The sequence below is a fragment of the Pedobacter sp. genome (assembly GCF_035317785.1).
Classification (GTDB): Bacteria; Bacteroidota; Bacteroidia; order Sphingobacteriales; family Sphingobacteriaceae; genus Pedobacter.
Genome location: NZ_DATHGC010000349.1, coordinates 1 through 13,596, shown reverse-complemented (window position 1 = coordinate 13,596; position 13,596 = coordinate 1). Strand labels below are relative to the sequence as shown.

The following is a 13,596-nucleotide window of genomic DNA, read 5'->3' as shown; positions in this document are numbered from 1 at the left end:
CAAGGGCCAGACCTATAGTACCTGTAATTTGCCCCATCCGCACTTTGGTATCCACATCACCAAGGGAATTGTCACCGGCAACCAGATCATCACTGGCCCTGTATACTTAAAAATTGAGGATATTCCTTTACCTCTTGGATTGCCTTTTGCGTTTTTCCCCAAGCCCAACAAGAAATCGTCAGGAATTATTATGCCATCTCCCGGCGAGGATTATACCAGGGGCTTCTTCCTGCGCGACGGGGGGTATTACCTCGGGCTAAGTGACTACTGGGATGCAAAGATCACTGGGACCATCTATACAAGGGGCTCATACGATGCCTCATTGCTGTCCAATTATACCAAAAGATATAAATATAACGGCAACATCAACCTGAGGTATTCCAACTCCAGGTATGGCTCTGAAGGCAGCCCTGACTTTAACCAGATTAAAGATTTTAAGATTTTATGGAGCCATAGCCAGAATGCAAATGCGAAGCCGGGTACGTCGTTCTCGGCCTCTGTAGATGCCGGAACGATAAGTTATGATGCCAATACTGCAGCCGGAGGCAGTTATGATCCGTATCAGTCAGCGAAAAACACATTGCAATCAAGCGTCGGCTACGGGAAAGTGTGGGACAATGGCATGAACCTGGGCATAACCGCGAGTGGCAGACAGGAAACGCAAAACAAGACAGTGGATTTGCTTTTGCCTGACCTTAATTTTTCCATACCCACTTTTAGCCCTTTTGATTCTAAAGATAGGGTCGGGGAGGAAAAATGGTATCAAAAGATAACCGTTGGATATAGTATGCAGGCCAGCAATAAGATCAATACCAAGGAAAGTGAACTGTTCAAAAGAGAATCCCTGAACAAATTTGCCAATGGGGTAAGCCATCAGATTCCGGTCAACATGTCTTTTGTAGTGGCAGAATACTTTAATTTTAATATGGGGGGGACCTACCAGGAAAAGTGGTCGCTTCAGACCATTGAAAAAAAATATGTGAGGGTAGTGAACAGTTCTGATGTACAGATCATTGATACCATACCGGGATTTAAAAGAAATGCAGAATATAATGCCAATATGGGCCTTTCTACCAAGATCTACAGCACCGCCCAGTTTAATAAGTTTGGTAATTTTAAAGCCCTGAGACACGTGATGACGCCAAGGGTGGGCTTCACCTATACGCCAGATTTTTCAGACCCGAAAAGAGGTTATTACAAAATAGCAAAATATACAGACGGAACAGATGTAATCGGGACAGACGGCAAGCCGGTTAAATATTCAATTTTTGAAAGTTCTTTGTACGGCGGCCCGGGAGCAGGACGTTCAGCAGCCATTTCTTTCGGAATAGACAATACTGTGGAAGCGAAAGTTCTTACCCCAAATGACACTACCGGTAAGGGCGATAAGAAAATACCTGTCATACAAGGACTTAGTATTAGTGGTTCTTATAATTTTCTGGCAAAAAGCTATAAACTGTCTACATTGAGTTTTAGCGGCAGGTCACAGTTTACAGATAAGCTGGGCATCAACTATTATGGCAGCTTGAATCCTTACCAGACACAGGACAGTGTCAGTGTGATTAACGGTACAACAACAAACGTTTTCGATTCGCAGAACAGACCGTACAGGAGGCTGATAGATAAATACACCTGGCAGGAAGGAAAACTACCCCGCTTGACAAGCTTTGGTTTTTCTTTTGACTACAGTTTTAACCCGGAGGCCCTGAAAAAGAGAAATGAAAACCAGGATAATTTAAAGCAAGAGGTAGAAAAGGCTGGGATGACACAGGAACAGTCTGATGCACTGGCCAGGGTAAGCCGAGATCCGAATGCATTCGTGGATTTTAAAATTCCATGGAACTTTGCCTTCAGTTACAGTTTTCAGTACAATACGGACGCAGTCGGACTAAACAGTAATATTTCAAACACGTTAAACTTCAATGGTGATGCAAATATTACCCCTAAGTGGAAGGTACAGTTTACCTCGGGCTGGGATTTTCAGGCAAAGACCTTTTCTCAGACCAACTTTTCAATTTACAGAGACCTGCACTGCTGGGACATGAGCTTTAGCTGGGTGCCTTTTGGACGGTATCAGTCCTATTCGGTAGATATAAAAGTTAAGGCATCAATACTTCAGGATCTAAAACTGAGCAAGAGAAAACAATATTTTACACGATTCTAATCCCATTTTATGTTAGCTGAAATCATTACTATTGGTGACGAGATCCTGATAGGTCAGGTTGTGGATACCAATTCAGCCTGGATGGCCAAACAGCTGAACCTGGCAGGCATACAAGTAAAACAGGTAACTTCCGTGTCTGATGATGCGGAGCACATCACAGAAGCATTGCAGTTAGCAGAAAAAAGAGCAAAGATCATTCTCATTACCGGAGGGTTGGGGCCTACAAAGGACGACATCACGAAATTCACGCTGGCCAGATATTTCGGTATGGGTATGCGGAGAGATGAGGAGACACTGAGTCACATACAGGGAATATTTGCCAGGCTGAAAAGACCGATGATCGAATCTAACATACAACAGGCCGACGTTCCGGATGGCTGTACGGTCATTCAAAACAAGAATGGTTCAGCACCCTGTATGTGGTTTGAGCATGAAGGCAATGTGATTGTGTCCATGCCCGGAGTGCCGTTTGAAATGATGTACCTTATGGAAGAAGAGATCCTGCCGCGTCTGGGCAAGTCTTTTAAACTCCCTCATATTTTTCATAAAACTATTCTTACGATGAGTATAGGCGAATCATTTCTTGCTGCTGAAATAGCTGAGATAGAGGATAGCCTGCCTGGTCACATTAAACTTGCCTATCTGCCCCGTTTAGGGCAGGTACGTTTAAGACTCAGTGCGTCGGGAAGCGATGAGTTTGTTTTGCGGCAGGAGGTAGAGCGTTATGCCCGGCAGATCATTGACAAAGTAAAAATGTATGTCGTAGTAGAAGAAGACATTGCACTGGAAAAGGCCCTGCTCAATATCATGGAGGAGCGAAAACTTACACTGTCCACAGCAGAAAGCTGTACCGGCGGATATATTGCACATCTGATCACTCAGCATCCGGGTTCTTCTGCAGTTTATACAGGGGGAGCAGTAGTGTACTCAAATCAGCTTAAGGAGTCGGTCTTGGGAGTTGCACACGAAACTCTTGAGAACTTTGGCGCGGTAAGTGAGGAAACTGTCCGGGAAATGGCGCAGGGGGCAATGATTCATTTTAAAACAGACTATGCTGTTGCCGTTACCGGTATAGCAGGCCCGGACGGAGGAACAACCGGCAAACCTGTAGGTACAGTTTGGATTGCCGTAGCCAATCCTAAAGGAATTACCGCAAAACTATTTACTTTCGGAAATAAAAGAACTCAAAATATAGAGCGCTCAGCGATAGCTGCTTTAAGTATGATTTTGAATGAACTTCGGAAGGATTATGTTTAAGTCTGCGAAATACTTTACTTTTGCATCCGATATCAATCATAAAATAAAAGATGGCTCAATACGAATTATTGTTACCAAAAATGGGGGAAAGCGTTGCGGAGGCAACCATCATTAAGTGGGTTAAACAACCCGGTGATATGATCGGGATTGATGATACAATCTTAGAGATCGCTACTGATAAAGTTGATTCAGAAGTTCCTTCACCGGTATCCGGTAAATTAATTAAGCAGTTATTTAAAGAAGATGAAGTGGCGCAGGTTGGTGAAGTCATTGCCATTATCGAAACGGAAGGAGCAGTGGAAGGTGAAGCAGCCGGAGAAATTCCCGGTATGTCGCTATTGGAGTCTCAGGACGATGTCCCGGCAGCAGAGAAGGCTGAGCCGGAACTTAGAAAAAGCAGCTCAGACCGTTTTTACTCACCGCTGGTAAAAAATATTGCGACCCAGGAAAACATCACTAATGAGGAACTGGACACTCTGCATGGGACGGGCTCGGAAGGCAGACTGACCAAGGATGACCTGCTGGGTTATATTCAAACCAGAAAAGAAAATACCGCGCCTGAAATTGCAAATCCGTCGGCCGCCGCAATATTGGCAAATCAACCGGATCAGGCCGCTTCAAATACTCCTGTAAAACCCGCTGTACCATCTTCTGCCAGTATAAATGGAGGAGATGAGATCATTGAGATGGACAGGATGCGCAAGCTGATCGCTGAACACATGGTCATGAGCATGCAGACCTCTCCGCACGTGACTTCTTTCGTAGAGGCCGATGTAACCAATATGGTGATGTGGAGAGAGAAAGTCAAACACGGCTTTGAAAAACGTGAAAATGAAAAGATCACTTTCACGCCAATCTTTGTAGAGGCAGTAACCAAAGCGATCAAAGACTTTCCGATGATCAATGTTTCCGTGAACGGGACCCAGATCATTAAAAAAAGAGACATCAACATTGGAATGGCTGCTGCGTTGCCAAACGGTAATTTGATCGTTCCCGTTATTAAAAATGCAGATCAGTTTAACCTGGTAGGGTTAACGAAATCAGTAAATGACCTGGCCGGCAGGGCACGTATTTCAAAACTAAAACCGGATGAGACCCAAAACGGGACGTTTACCTTAACTAATGTGGGTTCATTTGGTAATGTAATGGGAACTCCTATCATCAACCAGCCACAGGTCGCTATTTTGGCTGTAGGCGCAATCAAAAAGAAGCCAGCGGTGCTGGAGACTGAATTCGGTGATGTGATCGCAATTCGCCATATGATGTTCCTTTCCTTATCCTATGACCACAGAGTAGTAGACGGTGCATTGGGAGGTTCCTTTGTAAGAAGAGTAGCAGATTACCTGGAAAACTGGGATGTCAGCAGAGAAATATAGCATATAAGAAAAAGGCCCCAACCGGGGCCTTTTTGCTATCAAAACAAAATAATAAAAAGTAATCTAGTTAAATAGTACCTCTTCTTGAGTTACAATCTGAATCTGCTGCTCAGTATAGGTATATCTCCCTGTATGTGCAATAAAGATGTCCTTTTGCTCCAGCAAATCACGATTAGCCAGCAGGCTTTTTAAGCTCACATTTCCAATCACATATTTATAGTCATTGCGTGAAAAGCGTTCACTGATGTTTTCAATTTGAAGCTTCTCTACGGTATATTCATGTGTGTACCTAAGGTACACTTCAATATTTACATTGTCCGTATGTACAAGTCCATTGTGCTGGTGATATTTTTTGTACTCATAGCGATAGTCATACCTCAATGCAGCGATATCAGATAACACAGCAGCACCGGTAGGATGACCGCCGGCTCCTTTACCAAAAAAGAACTGCTTATCGGCAAAAGCAGCCTGAACAGTTACACCATTGTATTCGTTTTCCACATTGTACAGAAAATCATCAGACTTTACAAATTTTGGCAATACATAAGTAACAATCTGTTTGGTGCTGATCTTTCTTGCAGTAGGTACCAGTTTTATCTTGAAGTTCTTTTCCCTGGCGTATCTGATATCATTATCAGACAAATTTTGAATACCGACATTGAGGATCTTGTCCGGATTGATGAACAGGCCATAAGCATGGGCGGTGGCAATGGCCAGTTTAAATTTAGGGTCGTAACCGCCAACATCCATGATGGGATCAGTTTCCGCAAAGCCCAGGTCCTGCGCCTGTTTTAGCGCAACACCATATTCCAGATTTTCATTGAATATTTTAGAAAGAATATAATTGGACGAGCCATTAAAAATGCCGCTGATGCCGTGGAGCAGCTCGTTATCATAATACTCTTCCAGGTTACGGATGATCGGAATACTGCCGCATACGGCGCCTTCATAGAGTAAGGAAGCACCATATTGCTCTTGCAGTGCCACAAGTTCTGCCAAATGCAGGGCGATCATTTTTTTATTAGCGGAAACTACGTTTTTGCCGCTGATCAAAGCTCTTTTTGTAATGGTAAATGCTGCATCTGCATCATCTATCAGTTCGACAATGGTATTGATCTCTTCATTGTCCAGGATCTCATCGTGATCTGTGGTAAACAGATGCGCGTCAAGACTACGTTTTTTATCAGCGTTCTTTATGGCTATTTTAACGATCTCCAGGTTTAAGTCCTGTCCGCGGATGATGTCATGCAGTCCTTGTCCGACTACACCAAACCCAAACAAACCAATCTTAAGTTTCTTGCTCATTTGTGTACTATGCTGTTTTATGTAATTTAATAATGTTCTTATTGATGCTTTCCTTCAAAAAATTGCCGATCATATTGGTCAAAATATCGGTTTCGATCAAAAAACCATCATGTCCATACGCAGATTTGATGCTGTGAAACGCCGCGCCCGGGATGTGTCTGGCAAGAAAATCCTGTTCAGACAAAGGGAATAAAACATCGTTTTCAATGCCTATAACCAGTGTATTGGCTTTTACCGATGCAAGTGCATCCACTACACTCTGTCTGCCTCTTCCTACATTATGGCTATCCATTGCTTTGCTCAGGTACCAGTAACTGTAAGCATTGAAACGTTTGCACAGTTTCTCACCCTGGTAGTTCTGATAAGAAGCAGCCCTGAAAGAACAGGTTTTATCGTTGACGCTCTCGAGCTGGGTAGCCGCATAGGCTTCATAAGTCCGGTAAGAAAGCAAGGCAATGCTCCGCGCAGTCTTCAGACCTTTCGATCCGCCGTCCGGTTGCTGTGCATAAAAGGTCCGGTCTGTACTTATGGCAAGCCGCTGACTTTCATTAAATGCAATGCCCCAGGGAGAATGAACGGCATTTGTAGCGATCAGTATCAGGTTCTCCACAATGGAAGTGTCACTAATTGCCCATTCCAGGGCTTGCTGTCCTCCCAATGAACCGCCGATGAGCACCTTGATCTGGCTAATGCCCAGATGCTGAGCGAGCAAACGGTGTGCAGCCACGAGGTCTCTGATGGTGAATTCGGGAAAGGCCAGATAAAAAGGCTGCCCGGTTACCGGATTTATACTCAATGGACTGGTGGATCCATAATGTGAGCCCAAAACATTAGCACATACAATAAAATGTTCCTCTGGGTTGAAGAGGTCGTTGCTTCCAAAAAGCCCCTTCCACCAGTCCAGCACATCAGCGTTGGCCGTTAGCGCATGGCATGCCCAGATCACATTGTCTTTTTTAGCATTCAGTTTGCCATAGGTTTGATAGGCGATCTCTGCATGACGCAGTTTCTTGCCATTTTCCAGTTTAAACTGTTTGCTGTGTTTATATATTGCAGTGGTACTCATTTTTGGTGTTAATGCTTGATTTTTTAAAATTTTATAGCGGCAAAAGCTTGTTCAAAGTCTGCTTTGATGTCATCAATGTGTTCTATTCCAACCGATACACGGAGCTGATTGGGTTTTACCCCGGCGGCAGCTTGTTCTGCATCGCTCAATTGCTGATGTGTGGTTGCAGAAGGCTGAATGATCAGCGTCTTGGCATCACCCACATTGGCCAGGTGGCTTACCAGTTTAAGGCTGTCTACCAGTTTGCTGGCCTGCTGTTTGTCGCCGTGGAGTTCAAATGAGAGCACAGCCCCGAAACCATTTTGCAAATATTTCTTCGCATTCGCATGGTAAGGGCTGCTTTCCAGTCCAGGGTAACTTACGGATTTGACGGCTTCGTGATTTTCAAACCATATGGCCAAAGCCAGCGCATTGTCTACGTGCCTTTGTACGCGGAGTGATAAAGTCTCTAATCCCTGTATGAGTAAGAACGAGTTGAAAGGAGAGATGGCCGGGCCAAAATCCCTTAAGCCCTCTACTCTGGCGCGAATAATGAACTGTATGTTTCCAAACGGACCAGCCGATCCAAAAACATCATTAAACACCAAACCATGATAACCCTCGGAAGGCTCAGTAAACTGCGGGAACTTGCCATTACCCCAATTGTAATTTCCTCCGTCTACGATTACGCCACCGATACTGGTGCCGTGGCCGCCGATCCATTTTGTCGCGGACTGAACTACGATATGGGCGCCATGTTCCAATGGCTTGAACAGATACCCGGCAGCGCCAAAAGTATTGTCAACGATCAATGGCAGCTCATGTCGGTTGGCGATAGCTGATATTTTCTCAAAATCTATCACACTGAAAGCAGGGTTTCCAATGCTTTCTAAAAATATGGCCTTGGTATGGGCATCGATCTTCGATTCAAAATCCTCCGGATCATCACCATCGGCAAACTTAACTTCAATGCCCAGACGCTTGAAGCCGACCTTAAACTGGTTGTAAGAACCGCCATATAAATGAGATGAAGAAACAAAATTATCACCTGCCTGCAGGATATTATTTAATGCAATAAATTGCGCCGCTTGTCCGGATGCGACAGCTAAACCGGCCACGCCGCCTTCAAGTGCAGCAACCCGTTTTTCAAAAACATCCGTAGTGGGATTCATGATGCGGGTATAGATATTGCCGAATTCCTTTAGCGCAAAAAGATTGGCGCCATGCTCGGAGTTCTTAAAGCCGTAAGATGTAGTCTGGTAGATAGGCACAGCGCGGGAACCTGTTGTTGGATCTATTTCCTGGCCTGCGTGTATTTGTAGGGTTTCGAATTTATGAGATGCTGACATGTTATTTTAATTTGAATAATGAAAACTGAAAATTTTATCGCATATAGCTATTTAGCGTACCCTGGTGACAGGGCCTTCCTATTGAATCTAAAATACAAAGGGAAGATTTTTAGAACTATTGTATGCCACAGCACATACATGCACTATGCGGCCGGCAACAATTACTAAATAAATCTGTAATGATTCTTACTGTTTTCATTTTGTTTCAATTTATCTTTCCAAAGGGCACCATGCCTTCTGGTCAGGAATTGGCACCTTCTCCATTTTGGGAGGGTTGCCAGTGGGTCAGGGAGCCTGTCTCTCGCCACTTCTTTATAAATCAAACCTTTCAAACTAAGAGGGTTGACTTGATTAGCTTTCGCTAAATGATGATGCAAATGTATGCTTAAGGCTCAAAATATCCAAAATTATATTCTGAATATTTTGTAAGTCGCTGTTTATTAGTCTTATAAATTGGATTTAAAATCTAAATAAAGGAAGAATTTTACTTCAAATTTAAGCTAAGGCCTGCTTTAGATCATCAATCAGGTCATCTATATGTTCGAGGCCCGCAGATATCCGAATTAAATTTTGTGGCGTTTTGGTGTCAGGACCTTCTATAGAAGCACGGTGCTCTATCAGGCTTTCCACACCGCCCAAACTCGTCGCCTGGGCAAATAGTTTAACTGTATTTACTATTCTCCTTGCTTCATCTGCGCCTCCTTTTATCAGTATGGACAGCATTCCTCCAAAATCACTCATTTGCTTTTTAGCAACTTCATGCTGCGGGTGATCCTTCAGTCCGGGATAAAAAACTGTTTCGACTTTGTCGTGTTTCTGAAGATACAGCGCCAATGCCAAGCCGTTTGCACTATGTGCACGCATGCGGTACGGCAATGTTTTTATACTTCTTACCAACAGATAACAGTCAAATGGAGAAGGTACAGCGCCACCAACCTGCTGCACATTCCTGATCTTTTCCCAAAATTCATTTCTGACTGCCGTGATCAGCGCACCTCCAAGAACATCACTATGACCGCCAATATATTTTGTGGAAGAGTGCATTACGATATCTGCACCCAGGGAAATCGGGTTTTGCAGGCATGGAGAGGCGAAGGTACTGTCACAGGCCAGTATCAAATTATTTTCTTTGGCTATTTTAGCGATCGCCGTCACATCGGTGATCTTTAGTAAAGGATTGGATGGAGTCTCTATCCATATCAGAACCGTATTTTTTTTGATAAGCCTCTTTACGGCTGAAATATCGGTAAGGTCAATAAAATCTATTTCCAGCGTATCCTTAAAAATGGTCAGCAGCTGCTTCTTAAATCCCCAGTACATGTCATCAGGTGCGATGATGTGGCTGCCCGGCTTTAACGCCTGGAACAGGCTCATCCCAGCAGTATTGCCCGATGAGAAAGCGCAGGCATCAGCACCCTTCTCCAGATCAGCAAGCGCCTTTTCGAGTGCGGAACGGTTGGGGTTACTCACCCTGCTGTACATATGTCCGCCAGAATAGCCACCATCCTCATCTCTCAGAAAAGTAGTAGACAGGTTTATCGGCGGGGTCACGTCATGAGTACTGGTCCTGTATAAATTTCCGGCGTGTATGGCAAGGGTTTCTGGCTTCATTATTACGGTGTTAATGTTTAGGAGGGCGTTTTGGTAAAACAAAGTTAAAAGGATAAAATTATTCTGCTGAGGTTTTGGCAAGATTTATGTAATTGGAATATCAAATAAAGATAACATGAAAAGAATATTCCTGATAGCAGCCATTTTATGCAGTTCATTAATGGTTTTGCAAAGCTGTTCGCCAAAAGGCGCAGCTGGTACAAGTGTAACGAGAGGTAACGTGAGCGGGACTTGGGTATTGAGTGACATTACCTACGAAGGTGTGCCGGAGGCAAATGTAAAGTCGTTGTTTGACGACGGGCCGGCTTCATGTTTCAAAGGGGGCATCTGGACGCTGACCAACAGCGGTAACGGCAGTTATACTTTGCCTGGCGGGGGAAACTGTGCCGCTAAAACCCAGACCATATACTGGTCAGCAAGTCCGGCAGATCAGACCTTTCAGTTCAAAAAAATATTTGAAGGTGATAAAGCTAAAAACGTAACTTCAGGATACCGGTCAGTATTGTCTTCGGGAGACGGAAACAGCCTCGTGATCAAATCGCCGGTTGAGTATGGTACTTCACCTTCATATGTGGTGCTGCATTTTACAAAAGCTACTAAATAACAATTAATACGGTTAAACAAGGGGGGCTCAATTCATTTTGGGTTCCCTTTTTTGTTAGATAAGATGCTCAGCTCAGTCAGGCCTTTCTTTACACTGAGTTAGGCTTCCTTCGCAAAATCGTTACTTTTTGTGAAGAAGACCCGAAGAAGTCCGGGTTGAATCTAAATCAAAGATGGTAACTTTGCACCATGCTAAAAATGCTAAAGCCTTATAAAGGCATGATTTCATTATTGCTGTTATTAGCTCTTCTGGGTAATGGCCTGAGTTTGCTGTTGCCAAAGATCATCGGGAGTGTCATAGACGGCTTGAATCATCACCAGTTTTCAATGAACAAAGCCATGCTGCAGTTTTCCGGCATTACCGCATTGGTTTTTATACTGGGATATGTGCAGAGTCTTGTCCAGATTTATGCCTCTGAAAATGTAGCAAGAGACCTGCGTACGAAACTCGCGGCAAAAATTTCCAGACAAAGCACGGTTTTTATAGACCAGGAAAGTCCCGCCAAACTGTTGACCAACCTGACTTCCGATGTAGAGGGGATAAAACAATTTGTTGCCCAGGCGATAGTCTCTATTTTGTCTTCCCTGGTTATCATTATCGGTGCGGCCATACTGCTCTTTAGTATTGATTGGGAGCTGGGGCTGATCGTGATCCTGATCACTTCCACCATTGGGGTCAGTTTTTTTCTGGTGTTAAAAAAAGTGAAGCGCCATTATAAAAAAAGCAGGGAGGTGATAGACCGGCTGAATAAAATCATCAACGAAAGCATTTTAGGTGCTTTTTTGGTGAGGGTGGTCAACTCACAGGCTCTGGAATATGATAAGTTTTTAGAAGCCAGCATAAAGGGAAAGGATTTAGGACTTACCATCCTCAGGCTTTTTGCATGGCTCATTCCCATCATTACTTTTACCGCCAGCATAGCTGCCCTGGTCATCCTGACCTATGGCGGTCATTTGGTCATTACCGACAGGATGAGTATAGGGGATCTGGCAGCGTTTAACAGTTACCTGGCCATGCTGATCTTCCCGATCATCATCATTGGCTTTATGAGCAATGTGATCGTACAGGCTACCGTTTCTTACGGCAGGATCAGTAAGGTGCTGGATACCGAAGACATTTTAGATAAGGGCGTAATTGATATTGAACTGAGCGGTGAGATCGAAGTCGAAAATCTGACCCTGAATTATTCCGGAAAAAATGTGTTGAAAGATATCAGCTTTTCTATAACTCCTGGTTCAAAAGTTGCCATAGTCGGGCCTACAGTAGCCGGAAAAACCCAATTGCTGCAATTGCTGTCGGGAATGACCAGGCCAGACAATGGGGAGATCAGATTTGATGGACATCCGCTCCAGAACTTTAAGCAAGACGCCTTTTACCGCCAGCTGGCATTTGTATTTCAGGACAGTGTGATGTTCAATATGAGCATAAGGGAAAATATTGCTTTTAGTGAGCTCGTGACTGATGAATCTCTAAAATTGGCGATTGCCAGTTCTGAACTGACCACACTCATTGAATCTATGCCTGATGGATTGGATACTGTAATTTCAGAAAGAGGCCTGAGTTTATCAGGAGGACAAAAACAGCGCATTATGCTGGCAAGGGCGCTGGCCATAAACCCACGTATCTTGCTGCTGGATGATTTCACAGCCAGGGTCGACCAGCAGACAGAAAAAAGGATACTGCAAAATATCCAGCGAAATTATCCCTCCATTACCTTGATATCGGTAACGCAAAAGATCGCGGCCATTGAAGATTATGACCAGGTCATACTGATGATGCAGGGAGAGGTATTGGATAAAGGGACGCACATTGAACTGATGCAGCGCAGTCCGGAATACGTTCAGATCTATAATTCACAACTCAGTACAAGCAATTATGAACTATAACCTGAACATAGAAAAAGAGGGCAAAGTAAAGAAGCCGGTTTATAAGGAGCTAATGAGCTTACTTGAGGTGGCCGGTGATGAAAAGCGGACAATTGTTTTTGCACTGCTGCTGATGCTGGTCAATACAGGTGTCAATTTATCCGGCCCGCTGATTGTTGGCTACACCATTGACCATTATATCCAAACGAAACAATTCAGCGGCGTTTTGTTGTTTTCCGGCATATTGCTGTGCATGTATTTTGTAGTGTTTGGCGGCAGTTACCTGCAAACACGATTGATGGGAGGCGCAGCACAACGGATCGTATTTGCTTTGCGCAATGCAGTATTTCATAAGATCCAGCAATTGCCGGTTGCCTTCTTTAATCAAAATAAAGCGGGTGACCTGATCTCCCGGGTAAACACAGATACAGAAAGGCTAAATCAGTTTTTCTCACAGGGTCTGCTCCAGTTTTTGAGTAGTATTTTTATGCTGATTGCAGCAGGGTCATTTATGCTGATCATTAACTTTAAACTCGGGGCGGTTACTATTTTTCCGGCCCTGTGCATTTGGCTGTTCGTAAACAGGCTGTCGTCATGGGTAAGAAAAAGGAATGCCGCTAACTTAAAAAGTATAGGGATGATGAGCGCGGAGATACAGGAAAGCCTGAATAATTTTAAGGTGGTGGTGGCTTTTAACCGCCGTGATTATTTTAGAAAAAGGTTTGATGCCGCCAATCAGCAAAACTATAAGACCGCAACTGGTGCGGGTATTGCAAATACTGTTTTTATGCCGGTGTTTAGTTTGTTTTCCAATATTGCGCAGTTGCTGGTATTGATCTATGGGATATATTTAATTAAGAATGGAAGCCTGACCATTGGTCTGCTGATCAGTTATATTGCTTATGCCAATAACTTTTATAACCCGATAAGGCAGTTGGCTACATTGTGGACAAGCTTTCAGACAGCTTTGGCCTCCTGGGACAGAATTTCCCAGATGCTGGCACTGGACAATGACCTGCA

Annotated in this window: 10 protein-coding genes and 1 riboswitch; of the genes, 6 read left to right on the top strand and 4 right to left on the bottom strand. The window is 44.0% G+C overall.

Features of this window, described 5'->3' with window-relative positions:
• The 3 genes from VK541_RS21870 to VK541_RS21860 all read left to right on the top strand — a co-directional run.
• A partial coding sequence (locus VK541_RS21870) for a putative LPS assembly protein LptD (RefSeq protein ID WP_324372649.1) occupies positions 1-2,164 on the top strand: 2,164 nt, incomplete at its 5' end.
• Positions 2,165-2,173: 9 nt separating this feature from the next.
• Positions 2,174-3,421, top strand: coding sequence for a competence/damage-inducible protein A (locus VK541_RS21865; protein WP_324372648.1), 1,248 nt, complete (start codon positions 2,174-2,176; stop codon positions 3,419-3,421).
• Positions 3,422-3,471: 50 nt separating this feature from the next.
• Positions 3,472-4,797, top strand: coding sequence for a dihydrolipoamide acetyltransferase family protein (locus VK541_RS21860; RefSeq protein WP_324372647.1), 1,326 nt, complete (start codon positions 3,472-3,474; stop codon positions 4,795-4,797).
• A 63-nt stretch (positions 4,798-4,860) separates the two neighbouring features.
• On the opposite strand, the gene VK541_RS21855 is transcribed toward VK541_RS21860, so the two are convergent.
• From VK541_RS21855 to VK541_RS21840, 4 genes are all read right to left on the bottom strand, one after another.
• Positions 4,861-6,102 carry a homoserine dehydrogenase gene (locus VK541_RS21855; protein WP_324372646.1) on the bottom strand — a complete coding sequence of 414 codons (1,242 nt, stop codon included), beginning with the start codon at positions 6,100-6,102 and terminating at the stop codon, positions 4,861-4,863.
• 7 nt (positions 6,103-6,109) lie between these two features.
• Entirely contained in the window at positions 6,110-7,168 is a 1,059-nt protein-coding gene (locus VK541_RS21850) for a homoserine O-acetyltransferase family protein (protein WP_324372645.1), read from the bottom strand.
• A 23-nt stretch (positions 7,169-7,191) separates the two neighbouring features.
• Positions 7,192-8,496 (bottom strand): O-acetylhomoserine aminocarboxypropyltransferase/cysteine synthase, encoded by a 1,305-nt coding sequence (locus tag VK541_RS21845; RefSeq protein WP_324372644.1) that lies wholly within the window; start codon positions 8,494-8,496, stop codon positions 7,192-7,194.
• A 207-nt stretch (positions 8,497-8,703) separates the two neighbouring features.
• Positions 8,704-8,817: riboswitch (SAM riboswitch) on the bottom strand.
• Between the two features lie 174 nt (positions 8,818-8,991).
• Entirely contained in the window at positions 8,992-10,107 is a 1,116-nt protein-coding gene (locus VK541_RS21840) for a trans-sulfuration enzyme family protein (protein ID WP_324372643.1), read from the bottom strand.
• Between the two features lie 115 nt (positions 10,108-10,222).
• Here VK541_RS21840 and VK541_RS21835 point away from each other — a divergent pair, with 115 nt between their 5' ends.
• The 3 genes from VK541_RS21835 to VK541_RS21825 all read left to right on the top strand — a co-directional run.
• Positions 10,223-10,711, top strand: coding sequence for a lipocalin family protein (locus VK541_RS21835; protein ID WP_324372642.1), 489 nt, complete (start codon positions 10,223-10,225; stop codon positions 10,709-10,711).
• Positions 10,712-10,899: 188 nt separating this feature from the next.
• On the top strand, positions 10,900-12,597 hold the full coding sequence (locus VK541_RS21830) for an ABC transporter ATP-binding protein (RefSeq protein ID WP_324372641.1): 1,698 nt from the start codon (positions 10,900-10,902) through the stop codon (positions 12,595-12,597).
• On the top strand, positions 12,587-13,596 hold a 1,010-nt coding region (locus tag VK541_RS21825; protein WP_324372640.1), incomplete at its 3' end, for an ABC transporter ATP-binding protein. The genes VK541_RS21830 and VK541_RS21825, both read left to right, overlap by 11 nt.

Bases quoted from the DNA above. Each gene is read 5' to 3' on its own strand.
- VK541_RS21865 (WP_324372648.1), top strand. From the start codon at position 2,174: ATGTTAGCTGAAATCATTACTATTGGTGACGAGATCCTGATAGGTCAG.
- VK541_RS21860 (WP_324372647.1), top strand. From the start codon at position 3,472: ATGGCTCAATACGAATTATTGTTACCAAAAATGGGGGAAAGCGTTGCG.
- VK541_RS21855 (WP_324372646.1), bottom strand. From the start codon at position 6,102: ATGAGCAAGAAACTTAAGATTGGTTTGTTTGGGTTTGGTGTAGTCGGA.
- VK541_RS21850 (WP_324372645.1), bottom strand. From the start codon at position 7,168: ATGAGTACCACTGCAATATATAAACACAGCAAACAGTTTAAACTGGAA.
- VK541_RS21845 (WP_324372644.1), bottom strand. From the start codon at position 8,496: ATGTCAGCATCTCATAAATTCGAAACCCTACAAATACACGCAGGCCAG.
- VK541_RS21840 (WP_324372643.1), bottom strand. From the start codon at position 10,107: ATGAAGCCAGAAACCCTTGCCATACACGCCGGAAATTTATACAGGACC.
- VK541_RS21835 (WP_324372642.1), top strand. From the start codon at position 10,223: ATGAAAAGAATATTCCTGATAGCAGCCATTTTATGCAGTTCATTAATG.
- VK541_RS21830 (WP_324372641.1), top strand. From the start codon at position 10,900: ATGCTAAAAATGCTAAAGCCTTATAAAGGCATGATTTCATTATTGCTG.